The organism is Bradyrhizobium sp., from assembly GCF_035273305.1.
Taxonomy (GTDB): Bacteria; Pseudomonadota; Alphaproteobacteria; order Rhizobiales; family Xanthobacteraceae; genus Bradyrhizobium.
In genome coordinates, this window is record NZ_DATEPI010000204.1 from 1 (window position 1) to 20,216 (window position 20,216).

The 20,216-nt window shown below is 61.3% G+C and carries 22 protein-coding genes; 7 read left to right on the forward strand and 15 right to left on the reverse strand.

The window, feature by feature from the left end:
- Positions 1-385 (forward strand): DUF488 domain-containing protein (locus tag VJV58_RS13810; RefSeq protein WP_324137917.1); only part of this gene is annotated, 385 nt, incomplete at its 5' end.
- A gap of 31 nt (positions 386-416) precedes the next feature.
- On the opposite strand, the gene VJV58_RS13815 is transcribed toward VJV58_RS13810, so the two are convergent.
- The 14 genes from VJV58_RS13815 to VJV58_RS13880 all read right to left on the reverse strand — a co-directional run bounded on the left by VJV58_RS13815 (position 417) and on the right by VJV58_RS13880 (position 13,224).
- Entirely contained in the window at positions 417-1,331 is a 915-nt protein-coding gene (locus VJV58_RS13815) for a PhzF family phenazine biosynthesis protein (RefSeq protein WP_324137918.1), read from the reverse strand.
- Positions 1,332-1,375: 44 nt separating this feature from the next.
- Positions 1,376-2,542 carry an ABC transporter permease gene (locus VJV58_RS13820; RefSeq protein ID WP_324137919.1) on the reverse strand — a complete coding sequence of 389 codons (1,167 nt, stop codon included), beginning with the start codon at positions 2,540-2,542 and terminating at the stop codon, positions 1,376-1,378.
- Complete coding sequence (locus tag VJV58_RS13825) at positions 2,539-3,483, reverse strand: ABC transporter ATP-binding protein (protein WP_324137920.1); 945 nt, start codon at positions 3,481-3,483, stop codon at positions 2,539-2,541. The genes VJV58_RS13820 and VJV58_RS13825 overlap by 4 nt, the downstream gene beginning before the upstream one ends.
- Positions 3,480-4,247 carry an HlyD family secretion protein gene (locus VJV58_RS13830; protein ID WP_414641491.1) on the reverse strand — a complete coding sequence of 256 codons (768 nt, stop codon included), beginning with the start codon at positions 4,245-4,247 and terminating at the stop codon, positions 3,480-3,482. The genes VJV58_RS13825 and VJV58_RS13830 overlap by 4 nt, the downstream gene beginning before the upstream one ends.
- A 17-nt stretch (positions 4,248-4,264) precedes the next feature.
- The gene (locus VJV58_RS13835) at positions 4,265-4,972 is read right to left on the reverse strand and encodes a TetR/AcrR family transcriptional regulator (protein ID WP_324137922.1); all 708 of its coding nucleotides are present in this window, start codon (positions 4,970-4,972) and stop codon (positions 4,265-4,267) included.
- 999 nt (positions 4,973-5,971) lie between these two features.
- Positions 5,972-6,298 carry a DUF4189 domain-containing protein gene (locus tag VJV58_RS13840; protein ID WP_324137939.1) on the reverse strand — a complete coding sequence of 109 codons (327 nt, stop codon included), beginning with the start codon at positions 6,296-6,298 and terminating at the stop codon, positions 5,972-5,974.
- Positions 6,299-6,461: 163 nt separating this feature from the next.
- The gene (locus VJV58_RS13845) at positions 6,462-8,066 is read right to left on the reverse strand and encodes a molybdopterin-binding/glycosyltransferase family 2 protein (protein ID WP_324137923.1); all 1,605 of its coding nucleotides are present in this window, start codon (positions 8,064-8,066) and stop codon (positions 6,462-6,464) included.
- Positions 8,063-8,743 (reverse strand): XdhC family protein, encoded by a 681-nt coding sequence (locus tag VJV58_RS13850; RefSeq protein WP_414641492.1) that lies wholly within the window; start codon positions 8,741-8,743, stop codon positions 8,063-8,065. Before VJV58_RS13850 ends, VJV58_RS13845 begins: the two co-directional genes overlap by 4 nt.
- A 14-nt stretch (positions 8,744-8,757) precedes the next feature.
- Entirely contained in the window at positions 8,758-9,081 is a 324-nt protein-coding gene (locus VJV58_RS13855) for an XdhC family protein (RefSeq protein ID WP_324137925.1), read from the reverse strand.
- An 11-nt stretch (positions 9,082-9,092) separates the two neighbouring features.
- Positions 9,093-10,280 carry a VWA domain-containing protein gene (locus tag VJV58_RS13860; protein WP_324137926.1) on the reverse strand — a complete coding sequence of 396 codons (1,188 nt, stop codon included), beginning with the start codon at positions 10,278-10,280 and terminating at the stop codon, positions 9,093-9,095.
- Between the two features lie 69 nt (positions 10,281-10,349).
- Positions 10,350-11,258 carry a MoxR family ATPase gene (locus tag VJV58_RS13865; protein WP_324137927.1) on the reverse strand — a complete coding sequence of 303 codons (909 nt, stop codon included), beginning with the start codon at positions 11,256-11,258 and terminating at the stop codon, positions 10,350-10,352.
- Positions 11,259-11,295: 37 nt separating this feature from the next.
- Positions 11,296-12,102, reverse strand: coding sequence for a xanthine dehydrogenase family protein subunit M (locus tag VJV58_RS13870; RefSeq protein ID WP_324137929.1), 807 nt, complete (start codon positions 12,100-12,102; stop codon positions 11,296-11,298).
- 32 nt (positions 12,103-12,134) lie between these two features.
- Complete coding sequence (locus VJV58_RS13875) at positions 12,135-12,620, reverse strand: (2Fe-2S)-binding protein (RefSeq protein ID WP_324137930.1); 486 nt, start codon at positions 12,618-12,620, stop codon at positions 12,135-12,137.
- A 157-nt stretch (positions 12,621-12,777) separates the two neighbouring features.
- Entirely contained in the window at positions 12,778-13,224 is a 447-nt protein-coding gene (locus tag VJV58_RS13880; RefSeq protein WP_324137931.1) for a carbon monoxide dehydrogenase subunit G, read from the reverse strand.
- Positions 13,225-13,425: 201 nt separating this feature from the next.
- Here VJV58_RS13880 and pcaD point away from each other — a divergent pair, with 201 nt between their 5' ends.
- On the forward strand, positions 13,426-14,208 hold the full coding sequence (pcaD, locus tag VJV58_RS13885) for a 3-oxoadipate enol-lactonase (RefSeq protein ID WP_324137932.1): 783 nt from the start codon (positions 13,426-13,428) through the stop codon (positions 14,206-14,208).
- A gap of 45 nt (positions 14,209-14,253) precedes the next feature.
- Here pcaD and VJV58_RS13890 read toward each other — a convergent pair whose 3' ends face one another.
- Positions 14,254-14,775 (reverse strand): hypothetical protein, encoded by a 522-nt coding sequence (locus tag VJV58_RS13890; protein WP_324137933.1) that lies wholly within the window; start codon positions 14,773-14,775, stop codon positions 14,254-14,256.
- A gap of 367 nt (positions 14,776-15,142) precedes the next feature.
- On the opposite strand from VJV58_RS13890, the gene VJV58_RS13895 reads away from it, so the two are divergent.
- From VJV58_RS13895 to VJV58_RS13915, 5 genes are all read left to right on the forward strand, one after another.
- A complete protein-coding gene (locus VJV58_RS13895; protein ID WP_324137934.1) occupies positions 15,143-16,057 on the forward strand; it encodes an ABC transporter permease subunit in 915 nt (304 codons plus the stop codon).
- Positions 16,058-16,068: 11 nt separating this feature from the next.
- A complete protein-coding gene (gene livM / locus VJV58_RS13900) occupies positions 16,069-17,394 on the forward strand; it encodes a high-affinity branched-chain amino acid ABC transporter permease LivM (RefSeq protein WP_324137935.1) in 1,326 nt (441 codons plus the stop codon).
- On the forward strand, positions 17,391-18,224 hold the full coding sequence (locus tag VJV58_RS13905; RefSeq protein ID WP_324137936.1) for an ABC transporter ATP-binding protein: 834 nt from the start codon (positions 17,391-17,393) through the stop codon (positions 18,222-18,224). The genes livM and VJV58_RS13905 overlap by 4 nt, the downstream gene beginning before the upstream one ends.
- Positions 18,221-18,958 carry an ABC transporter ATP-binding protein gene (locus VJV58_RS13910; protein ID WP_324137937.1) on the forward strand — a complete coding sequence of 246 codons (738 nt, stop codon included), beginning with the start codon at positions 18,221-18,223 and terminating at the stop codon, positions 18,956-18,958. Before VJV58_RS13905 ends, VJV58_RS13910 begins: the two co-directional genes overlap by 4 nt.
- A 131-nt stretch (positions 18,959-19,089) precedes the next feature.
- A complete protein-coding gene (locus VJV58_RS13915; RefSeq protein ID WP_324137938.1) occupies positions 19,090-20,208 on the forward strand; it encodes a branched-chain amino acid ABC transporter substrate-binding protein in 1,119 nt (372 codons plus the stop codon).
- Positions 20,209-20,216 lie beyond the last annotated feature (8 nt).

The window sequence follows — 20,216 nt, forward strand, 5'->3', positions numbered from 1 at the left end:
TGCCGGCGTCAAGCTGCTGGTCGATGTGCGTGCGGTCACCTCGTCGCGGCGGCCTGGCTTTTCAAAGAACCAACTCGCCGCCGCGCTGGACGAGCGCGGAATCGCCTATTTGCATTTGCGCGGGCTCGGCACCCCAAAGGAAGGCCGCCAGGCGGCGCGCAGCGGCAAATTCGACGCGCTGCATAAGATTTATGCTAAGCACCTGAAAACTTCACACGCCAAGGAAGAACTCGACGAGTTGACGTCCTTGGTAAAGAAATCCGGGCCGGTCTGCCTTCTCTGCTACGAGCGGGACCACCGGCACTGCCACCGGCAATGGATCGCAGAGATCATCGAACACCGCGACGGCATCACGATCGAAAATCTCGCGGCGTGGCAGGCCTGAACAGCGCAGCCGTGTCCGCATCAGCGCCTTGTCACACCTCGCCGGCGAGCGAAAACGTGCCTTCCATCATCTGAACGCAGGCGCCGCCGACATGCGCCGAAAGGATACCGGCATGATCTTTGCGGACGCGGGTGTGCAGCAGACTAGGCCTGCCCATATCGAAGCCCTGCCCGATCAGCAGTTTCAGTTCAGCATCTTTTTCGGTCGCGAGATCGGCAAGCAGCGCCGCGGTAGCCACGGTGGCGCTGCCGGTAGCAGGATCCTCTGTCAGCCCGCTCGATCCGGGGAAAAACATTCGGGCCTGAAGGTCACAGGGCTTTTCGGTCGCCGGCACGTCGCGCGTATAGAGGTACACCGCAAAGGCGCCGTCGCATGGCAGTGTCCGCGCGAAGGCCGCAGCATCAGGCCTGGCGCGTCGAAGTGCGTCCCGCGAACCCAATTCCGCTACCAGGAAAGGCATTCCGACGGACACTATGACAGGCGAATGCCGATCAGTCGTGACGTCGCTGGGGGAGAGCGAGGCGCAGCCCGCCACCTGCTCTCTGCCAAATTGCGTCAGCCTGCTCAGGGATCGCGGCGCGGTGAGTTCGGCGCCAACAACCCTGCCGGCTTCCTGAAGGATTTCAATGCCGACGAGACCGGCGCCTTCCTCAAATTTGAGCCGCTCCGGCGAGTTGGCAGCCCTCGTCGCCAGCACGAACGCGGTGCCGACATTCGGGTGGCCCGCGAACGGAATCTCCGCGGTAACGGTGAAGATGCGCACCTGCGCGTCATTGCCGGAATCGCGCGGCGGCAGCACGAAAGTCGTCTCGGAATAATTGAACTCTCTGGCGATGGCCTGCATCTGCGCGGTCGAGAGGCCGCCCGCATCGAGCACCACCGCCAGCGGATTGCCGCCAAAGACCCGATCGGTAAAAACGTCCACGGTTACGTAGCGGCGCTGCATAGAGGTATTCTTCCAAAATTGACTCGTCAGCCGGTTATCCCTGCTCAATCGAGCGTGCGGCGGAAGCGCGTCACGGCGATGGTCATGGCCAGCAGCATCAGCGCGAACAACGCAATCGTATCATATTCGAGATTTTGCAGCGCCGCGCCCTTTAGCATGATCGCGCGCACGATTCGCAGATAATGCGTCAATGGCAGGGCCTCGCCGAGATATTGCGCCCAGACCGGCATGCCCGCGAACGGAAACATGAAGCCTGACAGCAAGATGCTCGGTAGAAAGAACATCATCGAAAGCTGCATAGCCTGCAACTGGTTCTGGACGATGGTGGAAAACGTGTAGCCGATCGCAAGATTGGTGGTGATGAACAATGTCGAGAGCAGAGCCAGCATGATGAGGCTGCCGCGCACCGGCACTCCGAACAGCAACACGCCGATGCCAACAATCAGGGTGGCCTGCACGAAGCCGACCAGCACGTAGGGGACGATCTTGCCGAACATCACTTCTATCGGCCTGATCGGCATCGACAGCAGGCTTTCCATGGTCCCGCGCTCGATCTCGCGTGTGACCGAAAGTGCGGTGAAGATCAACATGGTCATGGTCAGGATGGTGCCGACAAGTCCGGGCACGATATTCAGCCGGGACGACGCCGCCGGATTATAACGCGCATGGGCGCGGATTTCGAAAGCTGGCGCCGCAGGATCTCCGGTGAACAGATCGTGCTCCAGCGCGGTCTGCGCCACGACGCCGAGCGTGGACAACGCCGAGCCGGCCGCCACTGGATCGGTCGCGTCGGCCGCAACCAATAGCGCAGGATGTTCACCCCGCCGCACCGCGCGCTCGAAGCCTCGCGGGATTTCCACGCCGAACAGTACCTTGCCCGACAGCAAGAGGTTGTCGAACTCGGCAACATCGTGAACCTCCCGTGTGAATCGGAAATAGGCGGTATTCTCCAGAGCCTTCAAGATCGAGCGCGCGACGTCGCTGTCCTCCTGCAACAGGACGGCGGTCGGCAGGTTGCGCGGCGTCGTATTGATGGCGTAGCCGAACAGCAGAAGCTGCATCACCGGAATCATCACGATCATAGCGAACGAAACCCGATCGCGGCGGAGCTGGATGAATTCCTTGATCACCATCGCAAAGCTGCGCCGCCAGAAGCCGAACCGCGGCTCCGGGATTTCGCGTCTGCGGTCAGGGCGATCAGTCATGCTCATTGGAAGTTATCCTTTGAGCGGGTCATCAGTTCGATGAACACATCCTCCAGCGACGGCTCGCTGTGCTGCCAGTGCAAACGCTTGTCGTCGCGCCAGGGCGCGATCGTGGCGTCGAGTGCCTGCTTGTCACGCCCCGATACATGCAGGCTGGTGCCGAACGGCGCTACCATGTCGACGCCGGGCTTGCCCGCAAGTTGGTCTTGCAACGTATGGAGCTGATCGCCTGTGACCGTGTAGGTCGACAGCGCCGATTTCGCGATCACTTCCTCAACGGTCCCATGCGCCAGCAGATAGCCGTAGGCGATGTAAGCGATCTCGTGACAGCGCTCGGCCTCGTCCATGTAATGGGTAGAGACCAGCACGGTCAGCCCTTCCGCCGCCAGCGCATGAATCTCGTTCCAGAAGTCGCGCCGCGCCTTCGGATCGACTCCGGCCGTCGGCTCGTCGAGCAGCAGCAGTTGCGGATTTGGCAAGGTGCAGGCGCCCAGCGCCAGCCGCTGTTTCCAGCCGCCGGACAGCTCGCCCGCCAGTTGTTGCTCACGGCCGTTCAGTCCGAGGCGACTGATCATGTCACGAGCGGCGCCTTGCGGATCCTGCATCCCATAGAGACGCGCGACGAATTCGAGATTTTCCCGCACCGACAGATCCTGGTAGAGACTGAATCGCTGCGTCATATAGCCGACCTGGCGCTTGATCTTATCTGCGTCGCGTCGGATGTCGTAGCCGAGGCATCTGCCCTCGCCGCTGTCGGGCGTCAGCAAGCCGCAGAGCATGCGGATGGTGGTAGTCTTGCCGCTGCCGTTCGGGCCGAGAAAGCCGTAGATGGTTCCGCGCTTCACTTGCATCGACAGGTCATGCACCACTTCGCGGCCGTCAAACGATTTCGACAGGCCATGAACGTCGATCGCGATCTCGGGAGCGGAGACTGGTGCCGCAATCATTGCTTCTCGGCCACCGGCGTTCTGGAATTGAGAAACACGCTGATCGGCTGGCCCACACGCAGCACATCGGGCCGCGCGGGCCGCGCCTGGATCAGGTAAACGAGCTTGTTGCGCTCATCCAGACTGTAGATGACGGGCGGGGTATATTCGGCCGTGGTCGCGATGAAATATATCTTGGCCGTGAGATCAGCGGCGCAATTGTCGCAGGTGACCCGCACCTCATCGCCAATCGCAAGCTTGGCTAGCTCCGTTTCGGGCACGTAAAATCTCAGCTTCATATTGCCTGGCGGCATGATCGAGATCACCGGCCGCTGCGCCGGCACGGTCTCGCCCTCCCGGAAATAAATCTGCTGAATGGTCCCCTCCACCGGCGCATAGCCGATCCGTCGTGCCAACCTAGTCTGTGATGTGTTGACGCGAGCTTCAGCCACGCGCAACGCGGAGACCGCGGCATCGAGATTGGCTTGGGTACCGGCGCCAGTCTTGCTCAGGGAGGCGGCACGCTCATAGCTTTGCCGCGCGTTCGCGAGCGTGGCGTTGTTCTGGTTGAGATCGGCTTGCTGCAGGTCGTCATCCAGTGAATAGAGCTGCATGCCCGGCTTGACCTGGTCACCCTCGCGGACGTTGAGCTTGGTCACGCGTCCGGATTCATCGGGGCTGACGAAAATTAAATCCGCTTCGACCCAGCCCTGGTAACCGGGATCCTTTGGCTGATTGCAACCGCCCAGCATTGCGGCGAGCGCGATTGCCGCCGCCACTCGCATTGCCGTTCGCGACGAAGTCATTCGGTCCTCCGCTCGCCAAAGATCAGGTCGAGATGGACACGAAGCATGCCGACGGCATCCAGCGGCGCGTGCCTGCCGAACAGTCCTTGCCAGATCACGGCCACGATCGCCGGCGCCACCACGATCTGCGGAAAGCCCGTCAGCGATTTTTGCCGGATTTCGCCGCGGCTGATGCCGAGTTCGATCATCGAGCGCATGGCCTCCATGCCGCGCGAGACCACTTCGCGATAATAAAAATCGGCGATGCTCGGAAATCGCGCCCCTTCCGCGACGATCAGGCGAACGATGTCGCCGCGCCTCGTCGATACGACCTCCTCCGCAAACGTCTGCGCAAACCTTTCCAGCGCCGCCCGCACCGATCCGCCGGGAGGTGGCGGCGAGGCCAGCCGGCCGATCAGCGGCACCAGCGCGGTCCGTATCAATTCCTGGAACAGCGCCTCCTTATCCCTGAAGTGGAGATAAATCGTGCCCTTCGCGACGCCGGCGCGTTTGGCGACGTCGTCCAGCCTGGTCGCGGTGAACCCGCGTGAGATGAATTCGTCGAGGGCCGCATCGATGATGGCCTGACGCCGTTCCGCAGCGCGCGCCGCGCGCCCTGAGCCTGGGCCAGCCGCTTCAGCCTTGGGCAAAGCCGGCTTACCGGGTCTTGCGGCGTTCTTGGTGCGCACACGGTTAGCCGGTTTTGCGGGAGCTCTTTTCGACATGGTTCGTGCGGTTGACATAGGGATAAAATGACTGACCGGTCAGTCAGCGTCAAGGGGGTTGAAAGCCCAGCGGGCCGGCTTGTGGGGTGGCGTCACGCGTTTTTGAATTCGGGAACGTCGGATTCGCTCGCGGGCGGTGACGGTTGAATGTTCATCCGATGCATACCTCTGCTAACTCAATTGCTAATCCAACACTCGATGTCGTCCGTGCGGAAAGCAGGGACCCATAGCCCCCGTCTCGCATTGTTTAAAAGAACAGAGCAACGAACACCTTTTTCCATCATGTCAGTCACGGCGTATGGGTCCCTGCTTTCCGCAGGAACGACGTGGACAGAAACAGAGCCACACCGCCGCGATCCCGCTGCGCATTTTCGCGCGAGTTGGCCAATGTGTAGAGCCATCTGAAACTCAGAGGGCGCAGGGAATGCCGAGTGCGCGATGCGCCCGCAGCCTCGCATGCAAAATAAAAAAGCATACGAGTAAGTCACCACAGGTTCACCGAAATCATCCGGCATTCCCCGCGCAATGGTTTTACGACTTATATCGCGCTCTCCCCGGTGATCGGGCTTTGTTGTCACCGTCGCCAGTGAGAAACCTCTCACTAACTTGACGCCAGCGTCGAGGCGTCAGGACCACACGACTTCCCCGTCCGCTTCACGCGCCGTTCGTCTACCAGCACATCCGCGTCCATCGCATCCCGTCCCGCGTTCATGACGATCGCGAGCGCCCCTCAAGTGAGACGAGACGGCGTTGGTTATGGATTTGATTTGGGGCAAACGAGAACGAATATATTTTTGCAAATTGGGATGGACGGCGGAAGTGCCGATTTGCCCGTCAGGCAAATGGCGTAGGGCGGATTCACCGAAGGCGTAATCCGCCGGCCCTATCGAACACTGAGCAAAGCAGGATGGCGGATTACGCTATCCGTTCCAATTGGCTTCGTACCCGCATGAGCAATGCGCCTCACCATGAGAGCACGACGCTAGAGAATGCTTTGAGCTACCCTTTGGCATCGCAGGCCCAGGCGCGGATGACGCATTCCTTGCCGCCGAACTCATAGCACTTGCGCATCGCCGCATTCAGCGAGCTGGAAATGCGCGGCTTGACCGCATAGCCGTGCGGTCCGCACGGGTTGGTCAGGTCGATTGCCAAAGCAGCGCAAGCACTCTTCATCGTCAGCGCGGTGCAGTCGCCTTTGCATTGCTTGAGCGCGACTTCGCGCGCGCTATTCTCGGCCGGATAGTCATAGGCCTGCCCATAAGCGCCGCATTTGCCGACCGCGAATGCTCCCGCGGCCAACGAAGGCGCGGTTACGCACAGCAGCATCGCAACTGCACAGATGACGCGACAAAACGAACGCTCAGCTGGAATCAACGTCCCCTCCCCCGAAACAAGCCGGCGGGAATTTAGGGGAGACGACGTTTAAAGTTGGTGAATGACATGGGAGGCGACCGGCACCTGCCGCAAAGAAGCTCGAAGCGAGTTGTATTCACGAGTTGCGGGCAGTCTCAAGCGCCTCCGGCGTATCGATGTCGAGGAAAGCGCTGTGGCCTTCGACCGGGACTTCCGCCACCGCCTCACCATGTTTCTCGATCAGGTGGCGAGCGCCGATGTCCCCGTCGAGCGTCAACAATTCGTTGAAGAAGCGCCGGGACCACAGCACCGGATTGCCGCGCCGACCATTGCTGACCGGCACCACGATCAGATTGCCGCGATCCGGCGCGAAGCTCTCGATCATTCGATCGATGAGTCGCGCCTCGATCAACGGCATGTCGCCGAGGCAAATCACCGCGCCGTCAGCGCCGACGGGCACCGCTGCGATCCCCGCCTTGACCGACCCGGCGAGACCTTCCGCGAAATCCGGATTGTGCGCAAAGGTCACTTTGAGTCCGTGCAACGCTTTCTGAACATCATCGGCCTGGTGCCCGGTGACGACAATCACCCCTTGCGCCTTGGAAGCCAGCGCCTGTTCGGTGACGATCCGCACCAGCGGCTTGCCGCCTAGTTCGGCCAGCAGCTTGTTCGGCCCGCCCATGCGGGTCGAACGTCCCGCGGCGAGTATGATAGCGGCCACATTGCGATTGGTGTCGCTGGCAAGGCTCTCGCGCGGTTGCGGACGGGTCACGATCTCCATCAGCAGCCCGCCAACGCCCATGCCCGTGAGATCGCTTCGCGTGACTTTTAGTCCCGCCAATAGACGCATCAGCACCCAATCGAACCCGTTCTCGACAGGAGAACGCGCGCAGCCCGGCGCGCCCAGCACCGGCACTCCCTTGGCATTGCCAATCAAGAGCAGGTTTCCCGGGTCAACAGGCATGCCGAAGTGCTCGACTTCGCCGCCGATGCCTGAAATGGCCGCCGGAATGACGTCGCGCCGATCAGCAATCGCCGAGGCCCCGAACACGATCACCAGTTCCGCACCGAGTCCGAGCAATTCCGTGATGGCATTTTTGAGCGTGGACTCGTCATGCGGGACGCGACGTTCGGCGATGATGGTGGCGCCCGCCGGCGCAAGCCGCTCCGCTGTCACGCGCAACGTCTTCTCGACGACCTTGGGGCTAAGCCCCGGCAGTAAAGTCGAGACGATGCCGACGCGCTTGATCACATAAGGCGCGATGCGCAGCGCTCCGCCGCTGGCCGCCGCGACTGCCGCGTCGCGCAGCTTCGCCTCTACTCCGAACGGAATGAGCTTGACGGTGGCGACCATCTCGCCCTCGACCACCGGCTTGTAAGCGGTGAGCGTCGCAAACGTAATCGCCTCATCGACGGCATTGACGCGGTCGACCTTGGCGCGATCGATCACGAGCACGCCCGGCCTCGCCGCAAACAGATTGGCCCGACCCGTAAATGCGCGTTCGACGTTGATGCCATCCCCCGCGACTGCTTGCGCGATCCCGGCGGCGGCGACGTCCTCGGAAACATCACCCTGCTCGAGCCGAACCACCACGATTTCCTTGACGCCGGCGCGGGTCAGTGCCTCGACTTCCGCGGCGCCGATGGTCGTGCCTTTTTTGAGCACCAGCGAACCTTGGCGCAGGGTGTGGACCGTGACGCCACCGACCGCGTCTGCCGGACTGGCGGGACCGAACTTCATGCCGCGGCTTCTTTCGGAAGCCGTAGCTGCGCGGTGATCTCGGCCATGATGGCGACCGCGATCTCGGAGGGCGAGACTGCGCCGATGGGCAATCCGATGGGCGCGTGAATACGCGCGACGTCAGACTCTTTTGCGCCCTGCGCCTTCAGGCGCTCGGCGCGCCTGGCGTGCGTCTTTTTCGAACCCAGCGCCCCGATATAGAAGCAATCGCGCTGGAACGCGTGCAGCAATGCCGGATCGTCAATTTTCGGATCATGGGTCAGCGCCACGAAAGCCGTGTAGTGATCGATATTGAGCGGCGGCAGCGCCACGTCCGGCCATTGCGCCACCAACGGCACGTCGGGAAATCGCTCCGGGCTGGCAAAGGCAGTACGCGGATCCACCACCGTCACATCGTAATCGAGCGAACGCGCCAACGGCGCCAGCGCCTGGCTGATATGAACGGCGCCCACCATCACAAGCTTCGCGGTCGGAGCATGGACGTTGAGAAACAGTTTCTTGCCGCCGGCCTCGATCATTCCGCTCTTGCCCATGCGCAACTGCTTTGCGAGTTCGGCGCGCAGCGGATCAGCGGCGATATCGGCGGCCTTGACCAGCCGTTGCTCGCCGTCGGTGACGTCCGTCACCACGATCGCCGGCCGCCGCGCGGCACGCTCAACATTGAGCTCACGGAGCATTTCAGGCTTCACGACTATCCGACTTTCTCCACGAACACTCGAATAGTGCCGCCGCAGGAAAGCCCGACGTTCCAGGCGGTCTCGTCGGCAACGCCGAACTCCAGCATTTTCGGCGCGCCGCTAGCAATAACGTCAAGCGCTTCGGTCACGACCGCGCCCTCGACGCAGCCGCCGGAAACCGAGCCGAGAAACGTGCCCTCGTCATTGATGACCAGGCTCGAGCCCGCCGGCCGCGGCGCGGAGCCCCAGGTCTCAACAACGGTGGCGAGCGCCACGCCGTGGCCGGCCTTCTGCCAGTCCTCAGCCGCTTTGAGAATGTCTTGATCGCGATTGAGCATGGGAGCCTCTTTCAAGCTGCGGATCGAATCAGGCTTCGGTGATGCACCGGCGGGATCGACGAAAGCGCCGATATCAATCCCTCAATTGAACTCAAATTATGCACCGGCCGGAATTCGTCAACGTGCGGCAGCATCATTTTGATGCCCTGCGCCTTGGCCTCGAAGCCGCCATAGCGCAACAGTGGATTGAGCCAAATCAGGCGGCGGCACGAACGGTGTAGCCGATCCATCTCGAACGCCAGCTTTGCGTCGGCCTCGCGCTCCAGGCCGTCGGAAATCAGCAATACGATCGCGCCCTGCCCAAGCACGCGCCTGCCCCACAATTTGTTGAAGGTGTGCAGCGAGGTGCCGATGCGAGTGCCACCGGCCCAGTCCTCCACACTTGCGGAGCAGCTCGCAAGCGCCTGGTCGGGATCGCGCGCCCGCAACGCGCGGGTGACATTGGTTAGCCGGGTGCCGAACAGAAATACCGAGACGCGCTTGCGCGCGTCGCTAATGGCATGCAGGAAATGCAGAAACAGGCGCGTATATTCCGTCATCGAGCCGGATATATCGAGCAAGGCAACAATCGGGGCCGGCTTGTCGATGCGCCCGAGCCGACGAATGTCGATGATGTCGCCGCCTGTCCGCAGTGAGCCGCGCAAGGTGCGGCGCATGTCCAGCCGCAGGCCTCGCGCGTCGGGCTGATAACGGCGGGTTCGCAATTCAGCCTGCGGCAATTTCATCTGGTCGATCGCGCGGGTCACCTGGGCGATCTCCGCCGCGCTCATCTGCGCGAAATCCTTTTTCTGAAGCACCTCGTTGTCGGACACAGAAAGCCTGAGCTCCCGCTCCTGCGCCTGCGGTGTTTCGCTCATGCGCGGTTGGGACAGCGCCTCCTGCACGCGGCGCGAGCCCGGCGGCGGCTTTTTCCTGGCATGATCCGGCAGCGGCACCGAGTCCAGCATGTGCTTCCAGTCTTCGGCCGCGCGGAAGAACAGATCGAAAGCCTGCGCGAAAATCAGCGCATGCTCGTGACGGTTGACGAAAATCGCCTCGAGTGTGGTGAAGACGTCGGCTCGGTTGCCGATATCGACGACCTCGAGCGCGTTCAGCGCGTCAATAACCGCCCCAGGCCCTACCGGAACGCCGGCGGCGCGGAGCGCACGCGCAAAGCCGATGACGTTATCAGCGATCAGACCGGTGACGGGAGTAGTCATGCGAAAGACCAATGTCAGTCGTCATTCCCTCGCGCGAACGAAGCGATCGCGTGGTGGACCAGACGAACGTTATTGCTCGCTTGTGGCGTCTTTTAAAACCTTCTGTAGGGTGTCGCCTTGCATACGCGCGATATCGTCCTGGTATTTCAGCAAGGCGCCGAGCGTATCGCCCACCACCTGCGGGGTCAGGGAACGGGCATCGAGTTCGCTCAGCGCGGTTGCCCAGTCAATGGTCTCAGCGACGCCCGGCGACTTGTAAAAATCCTGGTCGCGCAGCGCTTGCACGAAGCGCACGACCTGCTGCGACAATCTTGCGGAAATTCCGGGCACCCGGGATTTGACAATCGCCAACTCTCGCTCGGCCGAGGGATAGTCCACCCAATGATAGAGGCAGCGGCGCTTTAGGGCATCATGGATTTCGCGAGTGCGGTTCGACGTGATGATGACGATCGGCGGATGCGGCGCTTTCACCGTGCCGAGCTCCGGAATGCTCACCTGGAAATCGCTCAGGATCTCCAATAGAAAAGCCTCGAAAGCCTCGTCGGCACGATCGAGTTCGTCGATCAGAAGCACCGGCGCCCCGGCCACGTCCGGCTCCAACGCCTGCAGCAACGGGCGCTTGACGAGATAGCGCTCGGCGAAGATGTCTGACGACAACTGCTCGCGGTCGGTATCGCCCGCTGCTTCCGCAAGCCGTATCGCGATCATCTGCGCCGCGCTGTTCCACTCATAAACCGCGGAAGCGATGTCCAGCCCCTCGTAGCATTGCAGGCGGATTAGCTTACGTCCCAACGCAGCCGAGAGAACTTTTGCGATTTCGGTTTTGCCGACGCCAGCCTCGCCTTCCAGAAACAGCGGCCGGCCCATGCGCAGCGACAGATAGGTCACGGTAGCCAGCGAACGCTCGGCGAGGTAACCGCGCGAGGATAGCAACTCCAGCATCGTCTCCACGGATGTAGGCAGACCCGATGCAGTCATGGCTTGGCCAGTACTGATGACTCAGGGACCGCCAACGTCAGGCTTTGCCGGTGGCGGCTTGGACCGCACGCCGCGCCAGCACTGCGATCAAATGCGCACGATATTCGGCGCTGCCATGCAAATCACTGTTCAGGCCGTCCGCGGGAACGGTCAAGCCATCGAGCGCCTTCGGGGAGAAGCGCTTCTTCAGCGCTTCCTCGAACGAGGTGACACGAAACACGCCTTCGGAGCCGGCGCCCGTGACCGCGACGCGCACGTCCGACGGACGCTTGGCGACAAACACGCCGACCAGTGCATAACGCGAGGCCTGGTTGCGGAATTTGACGTAAGCAGCCTTCTTCGCGACCGGAAACATCACCCTGGTGATGATCTCGTCGCTCTCCAGCGCGGTCGTGAACAGCCCCTGGAAGAATTCCTCCGGCTTCAACCGCCGCTTGTTGGTAACGATCGTAGCGCCTAGCGCAACGCAAGCGGCGGGATAGTCCGCCGTGGGATCGTTGTTGGCGAGCGAGCCGCCGATGGTGCCCTTATGGCGCACCGCAGGATCGCCGATCATGCCCGCCAGTTCGGCAAGCGCCGGGATCGCCTCACCGACTATGGGCGAAGTTGCCACGGCATTGTGGGTCGCGGTGGCGCCGATGACCAGCGACCTTCCCTTCATCTCTATGCCGTCCAAGCCTTCGATGTGAGACAGATCGATCAGATGCGGCGGGCTGGCCAGCCGCTGCTTCATGACCGGCAACAGCGTGTGACCGCCGGCGATCACCTTGGCGTCTTCATTCTTGACCAGGAGATTGGCGGCCTGCCGCACGGTGGCCGGGCGATGATATTTGAATTCGTACATGAGTTATTCCTAAGGCCGTGCGGTGACGTTCTTTATGCGATATCGGAGTTCGCCATCGCCTTGGCTCCGGCTGCGATCGACAGGACGATGTTCTGGTAGCCGGTGCAGCGGCAGAGATTGCCCTCGAGCTCTTCCCGGATCGTGTGATCGCTGAGATCATGACCCTTGCGGTGGACGATATCGACTGCGGTCATGATCATGCCCGGCGTGCAGAAACCGCATTGAAGCCCATGATGCTCACGAAAGGCCTCCTGCATTGGATGCAGTGGCGCACCGTCGGGCGCGAGCCCCTCGATCGTTTTGACTTCGTGCCCGTCGGCCATGACTGCGAGCGTGGTGCAGGATTTGACGGCCTTGCCGTCGAGATGCACGACGCAGGCGCCGCATTGCGAGGTGTCGCAACCGACATGGGTGCCGGTGAGCCGGAGATTCTCACGCAGAAACTGTACCAGCAGCGTCCGGGGATCGACATTGGCGTTGACGGGATTGCCGTTCACAATCAAGGAGATTTTGGCCATTCAGCACTCTCTTCATCTGCACCGCCGCATTGCACGGCCTTGCAGTCATTGAAATCGTTAGGAGGTCATAATATGGGCCATCCCGGCAATGAGCAACCTCACCTGGGACATGGCCCGAAATGACAACCTGCCGTACCAGCGGACCGCTTGTTCTGGACTAGCCCTGCACCGCCTTGGCGAAATTCGCGAAAAACTCGTCCGCAAGTTTTTTGGCCGAACCATTGATCAAGCGTTGGCCCAGTTGAGCAAGCTTGCCGCCGATCTGCGCCTCGACGTCATAGGTCAACAGCGTTCCGCCATCCTTTTCGGCTAAGGCCACGCTCGCGCCGCCCTTGGCAAATCCCGCCACGCCGCCCTCGCCTTCACCTGAAATCTTGTAGCCATTCGGCGGATCGAGATCGCTCAACGTGACGCGCCCTTTGAAGCGGGCCGACACCGGGCCGACTTTCATTTTGGCCACGGCCCGGAAACCGTTGTCTTCCGTTTTTTCCAGCTCCTCGCATCCGGGGATGCAAACCTTGAGCACTTCCGGATCATTCAATTTCGCCCACACCGCCTCGCGGGGCGCTGCAAGCTGCACCTCACCGTTCATTGTCATGGCCATTCGGCGTCTCCCCGGATCGCTCGTCTGCTGCTCCCAAGTAAAGCACGCCCGGCCCAAAAGGAAGGGGACGAACGGATTACGAGCGATGCATATTCCGCAGGCACCGCAAGTGGCCTGCGAACGGAAAGCAAGCTGTGAATGTGAGGCTCATCTGATAGAAGACGCGCTTTCCGCGTGAGCCACGAGACCGGGGAATATGAAATGCCAATGATCGATGCCGACGGTTGCCTGCTCCACGTATCCGTCGAGGGCCGCGACAGCGGGCCGACGCTGATGCTGTCGAACTCGCTCGGCTGCACGTTGCAGATGTGGGAGCCGCAGATGAAAGCCCTCACTCGACTGTTTCGCGTGGTCCGATACGATCGCCGCGGCCACGGCAAGTCCGGCGCTCCAGCCGGGCCTTATTCAATGGAGCGCTTTGGGCGCGACGTGCTGGCGATCCTCGATGATCTGAACATCGAGAAGGTGCATTGGTGTGGAATATCCATGGGGGGCATGGTCGGACAATGGCTCGCGGCCAATGCACCCGAGCGGCTCGGAAAAGTTATTCTCTCCAACACCACATGCTACTACCCCGATCCAACCAACTGGCTCACCCGCATCAACGCCATCAAGCAGGGAGGCATGACAGCGGCCGCCGATGCTATCATTGCGGCGTGGCTGACGGCTGATTTTCGTGAGCGCGAGCCGCAGATCACAGCAAATATGAAAGCGATGCTGCTGGCTTGCCCGATCCAGGGCTATCTCGCTTGTTGCGAGGCGCTGAGCACACTCGACCAACGTGAGCTTTTGCCGAGGATTAAAAGCCCGACTCTTGTGATCGCCGGAAGGCACGACATGGGTACGCCGATCTCAGCCGGCGAGTTTATTCGAAGCCAAATACCCGGCGCGGCCTTAACGATTCTCGATGCCGCGCACATTTCGAATGTCGAGCAGCCGCACGCGTTCACCGAAACCGTGGTCGGCTTCCTGACCCAACGCTGATCAGAGCAATCTGCGACCACCGATGTGTTGGGTATCCGCCACCACTCAGCGGTTGTGCAGGAGCTCGGACTGAAAGCTCAGGCCGCCAGCGTCCGTGGTGTCGGTATGCGGCTCGGCGGGACGCTCGACCAGCAACACGATTGCACTGCCGAGCAGCATCAATAGCTCTGTCGCATGGAGACGAACCGCTTGCATCTCTCCGACTTGAGAGGCCATCACCATGCTTGCAAAACTGATCACGCTGCCGATGACGAGCGCCAACGCAAGAGCTTCGTCGCCGCCACCGGTTTTGCGGATCGATGCACGGGCGGTGAGCGCCAGAAATAGCGCGAAGAACGCCACGACCGTGAGTTTGCCCAAAGCGAGCAGCCAGGCGACCCGAACCGTGTTGATTGCGGCCAGTTGCAAATGGTCGCTGATGAACAATCCGACCGATATGTTGGGTCGCTCATAAAGACCATGGATTGGGGAGACCATGATCTTGAAGGCGACCATGGCCCAGGTCGGAATGAAGTAGGCCGCGAGCAACGCGGCGTTAAATGAGCCGATCCGCCAGTTCGTGGACATTGTCGCTTCCCGTTCTTCCGCGAGCTCCAAACGGAGTGGCGGCTTTGCGGGCGAGCTAACGCGCTTAAACTACGACGGGCAATTTAAACCCTTTGTTTACCTTAATCTCCGAGATGCCGGACCGACTTACCTCCTGCCGGCGCTGATGTGCCGACCGGAACAGCCGGCTTTCCCAGGATTCATTGCAGCGAACAGCCCTGCTGCGTTCGCGACCAGTCTGGAACCGACGGTCAAACTAGCTCTGTACAAGCATTAAAGCCGCAGCCGGCGCTGTTGCCGCACTCAACTGCCACTGTTAGAAAAATGCCGACGCGTGGCCCCGATTTGCGGGGCAACGGGCCGCGTCAATTTCAGCAGCGGCAGCGGCATGGATTATTTCGCCCAGCAACTGATCAACGGCATCGTATTGGGCTCAATCTATGGTCTCATCGCGATCGGCTATACGATGGTCTACGGCATCGTCGGCATGATCAACTTCGCCCATGGCGACGTCTTCATGATCGGCGGCTTTATCGCGCTGATCGCCTTTTTGATCCTGGTGTCAGTCGGCCTGACCACCGTTCCAGTGATCCTGCTGATCGTGCTTTTGGTGTCGATGGCTATCACCGCCCTCTATGGCTGGACTGTGGAGCGCATCGCCTATCGGCCGCTGCGACACTCATTTCGTCTGGCGCCGATGCTGTCCGCGATCGGAATGTCGTTCGTCTTGAGCAACTACTCGCAGATCACGCAGGGCGCACGGGTGAAGCCAGTGCCGCCGATCATCACCGGCGGCTATACACTACTGGAGAAGAACGGCTTCGTGGTGCGCTTGTCCAATGTGCAAATCATTGTCGTGATCACCACGATCGTGCTGCTGGCGATCTTTACGTGGTTAGTGGCGCGCACCCGGCTCGGCCGCGACATGCGCGCTTGCGAACAGGACCAGACAATGGCCGCGCTGCTCGGGGTTGATGTCGATCGTACCATCTCGATGACGTTCGTGATCGGAGCCGCGCTCGCTGCCGTCGCCGGCATGATGTACCTGCTGTATTACGGCCTGGTGGATTTTTACATGGGTTTCGTCGCTGGCATCAAGGCATTCACCGCGGCGGTTCTCGGCGGCATCGGCTCGCTGCCGGGCGCGATGCTGGGCGGACTTGCGATCGGTCTGATCGAGACGCTCTGGTCGGCTTATTTCTCGGTCGAATACAAGGACGTCGCTGCATTCTCCATCCTGATCGTAGTGCTGATCTTCCTTCCGACCGGCCTGCTTGGCCGGCCCGAAGTCGAAAAAGTCTAGGGGTCCGCGGCGTGTCAGCACCCACGCCCGAAGCAGCGGCGGCTTCCAGCGGGTTAGACGCTGCATACATTTTCAAAAAGTCCCTGATCAGCGCGCTGGTGGCGCTGGTGCTGTTTTCGCTCATGATCGGGATCCGCACCGAAGCAGGCCCCACCGGCCAGCTCGTCTACTGGACCAGATTCGGCGATCTCGCTCTCATGGTCGCCGCGGTGTTCGGCGGCAGCATCGTCATCGAATTGCTGCGGCACTGGTGGGGACCGGTCTCCGTCACCCGGGTCGTTCCAGCTTCGGTGCAAACGGCCCTGACGCTGGCGCGGCGGGCCATTGCGCCGCTGCTTCTAATCTTCACGGTTCTGGTGCCGGTGATTTTTTACGACCAGCGCTACATTCTCGACCTCGGCATCTTGGTGCTGACCTATGTGATGCTGGGCTGGGGACTGAACGTGGTAGTCGGTCTCGCCGGGCTGCTCGACCTCGGTTACGTGGCGTTTTACGCCGTCGGCGCCTATTCCTACGCGCTGCTCGCGACCAATTTCGGGCTGTCGTTCTGGATCTGCCTGCCGATGGCCGGCATTCTTGCCGCCCTTTGGGGCGTGATGTTGGGTTTTCCGGTTCTGCGGTTGCGTGGCGACTATCTCGCAATTGTCACCTTGGCTTTCGGTGAAATCATCCGACTTGTCATCATCAATTGGCAGAGCCTGACAGGCGGCCCGAATGGCGTATCGGGAATCCCGCGACCGACCTTGTTCGGCATTCCGCTCACGCCAGCCGATAATGGGCTCGCGGCAAAACTCGGGATCGAATTCTCGCCGACCCATCGCATCGTGTTTCTGTTCTACCTGATCCTGGGGCTGGCGTTGTTGACGAACTGGGTGACGATCCGGCTGCGGCGGCTGCCGATCGGCCGGGCCTGGGAGGCGCTTCGCGAAGACGAGGTTGCTTGCCGAGCGCTCGGCATCAACACCACGACAACGAAGCTGACGGCTTTTGCGACCGGCGCCATGTTTGGCGGATTCGCCGGCGCGTTCTTCGCAACCAGGCAAGGCTTCATCAGTCCGGAGTCATTCACGTTCCAGGAATCCGCGCTGGTGCTGGCGATCGTCGTGCTCGGCGGCATGGGTTCGCAGCTCGGCGTGGCGCTCGCCGCACTCACGATGATCGGCGGCTTCGAGCTGTTCCGCGGGCTCGATCAGTATCGCATGCTGGTGTTTGGGTTTGCGATGGTGCTGCTGATGATCTGGCGGCCGCGCGGCCTGATAGGTCATCGCGCGCCGACGGTATTCCTCAAGCATAGCCACGCCATCTCGTCCGACCTCGTCAAGGAGGGTCACGGATGAGCAATGATTGCATCCTCAGTGTCGATCGCCTGACGATGCGCTTCGGCGGCATCATCGCCGTCAATGACCTGTCATTTGCCGCCGAGCGGCGGAAGATCACCGCGCTGATCGGACCGAACGGTGCTGGAAAGACCACCGTCTTCAACTGCGTCACCGGGTTCTACAGGGCGTCCAGCGGCGCCATGCGGCTCACGCATGATTCCGGAAAGCATATTCAACTCGAGCGGTTGAACGATTTCCGGATTTCCAAGCAGGCAAAAGTCGCACGCACATTCCAGAACATCCGGCTGTTTCCCGGGATGACCGCGCTGGAAAATCTGATGGTGGCGCAGCACAACGCGCTAATGCTGGCCTCGGGGCTGACCTTCCTTGGGCTGATCGGCGCGCCGTCGTGGCGCACTGCCGAAAATCGCGCGATCGATCAGGCAAGGCTGTGGCTCGATCGGATCGGTTTGCTGGAGCGCGCCGACGACGCCGCCGGCAACCTGCCTTACGGCGATCAGCGCCGTCTCGAAATCGCGCGGGCGATGTGCACCGAACCTGCGCTGCTCTGCCTCGATGAGCCAGCCGCCGGCCTGAACACACGAGAAAGCGCGGCACTCAGCGAATTGTTGGTTTCGATCCGAGCCGATCATGGCACCTCGATCCTGCTGATCGAGCATGACATGTCGGTGGTCATGGAAATTTCCGACCACGTCGTGGTGATGGATTACGGCATGAAGATCGCCGAGGGATCGCCGCAGGATGTTCGCGACGATCCCAAGGTGATCGCGGCGTATCTCGGCGCCGATGAGCAGGAAGCCATCGCCGTCATGGAGAGCGGGACGTGACGGCGCATCCTCTGTTGACGATCCGGGCCTTACGCGCGGCCTACGGCAAGATAGAGGCGCTGAAAGGCGTGGATCTCGATATCAACCGGGGCGAGATCGTCGCTCTGATCGGCGCCAACGGTGCCGGAAAATCGACGCTGATGATGACGGTATTCGGCAAGCCGCGCGCCCGCTCGGGTCAGATCATCTTCGATAGCCGCGACATCACCAATGTGCCGACGCATGAAATCGCACGGCTTCGGATCGCGCAGTCGCCGGAAGGCCGCCGAATTTTCCCGCGCATGAGCGTCGCGGAAAATCTTCAAATGGGTGCCGACGCCACGGATAGCAGCGAGACGGACCGCGCCACCGGCCTTGAGCGCGTCTTCACTCTTTTTCCGCGCCTGAAAGAGCGCATGACCCAGCGCGGCGGCACGTTGTCAGGCGGCGAGCAGCAGATGCTTGCGATCGGCCGCGCGCTGATGAGCCGCCCTCGCCTGCTGATGCTGGACGAGCCGTCGCTGGGCTTGGCGCCCCTGATCGCGCGCCAGATTTTCGACGCAATTCGCACACTGAACCGGCAGGACGGCCTCACCGTGCTGATCGTGGAACAGAACGCCAATCATGCCTTGCGGCTGGCCCACCGCGGCTATGTCATGGTGAATGGCCTGATTACATTGAAGGGAACCGGCAGCGAACTGTTGCAGCGCCCGGAGATCCGCGCCGCTTATCTCGAAGGTGGCAGGCGGGCGTAGCTGGCGGCAAAGTGCCGCGATAGTCCGAAAATTGGCGATGACTTCAAGGCGAATTCATCCGACAATAGCCGGGATTTTCGACCCGGCATGCCCGGTACTTCCCGTAGCTATCTAGCCCGCGAGGACTTCTCATGAACTCATTGAAACTGATCGGTCTGGCATTCGGCGCCTCATTGGCGCTGTCGAGCGCGGCCATGGCGCAGGATCTCACGGTTGCAGTGGCCGGCCCGATGACCGGTGGCGAATCCGCGTTCGGCCGCCAGATGAAAAACGGGGCCGAACAAGCCGTGGGCGATATCAACGCTGCCGGAGGAGTGCTCGGCAAGAAACTCGCGCTCGACGTCGAGGATGATGCTTGCGACCCCAAGCAGGCGCGTTCGGTGGCTGAAAAGATTGCCAGTGCAAGGATCCCCTTCGTAGCCGGCCACTATTGTTCGTCGTCGTCGATTCCGGCATCGGAAGCTTATGCCGACGGCAATGTCCTGCAGATCACGCCGGCCTCGACCAATCCGCTGTTCACCGAGCGCAAGCTCTGGAACGTCGCGCGCGTCTGCGGTCGTGACGATCAGCAGGGCTTGGTCGCCGCCGAATACATCGCAAAAAACTACAAGGGCAAGAACGTCGCGATTCTGAACGACAAGACCACCTATGGCAAAGGCCTCGCGGACGAAACCAAGAAGGCGCTCAACAAGGTGGGCTTCACCGAAAAGATGTTCGAGTCCTACAACAAGGGCGACAAGGATTTTAACGCCATCGTCTCTCGGCTGAAACGCGAAAACATCGATCTGGTGTATGTCGGCGGCTACCATCAGGAATCCGGTCTGATCCTGCGCCAGATGCGCGACCAGGGCCTGCACACCGTGCTGATGGCCGGCGATGCGCTGGCCGACAAGGAGTTCGCCTCGATCACCGGCCCCGCGGCGGAAGGCACGCTGTTCACCTTCGGTCCGGACCCGCGCAATAAGCCGACGGCCAAGTCGATCGTCGAACGCTTTAAGGCCAAGGGCATCGATCCCGAGGGTTATACGCTCTACACCTATGCCGCCATGCAGGTCTGGTCGCAGGCGGCGGCGAAAGCCGGCACCACCGACCCGAAGAAAGTGATGGACACGATCAAGGGCGCCGCCTGGGATACCGTGATCGGCAAGATGGAGTTCGATTCCAAGGGCGACATCAAGCAAGTCGATTACGTCGTGTACAAATGGGACGCCAAGGGCAATTACACCGAGATCAATCCAAAAGCGTCGTGATCGTCTCG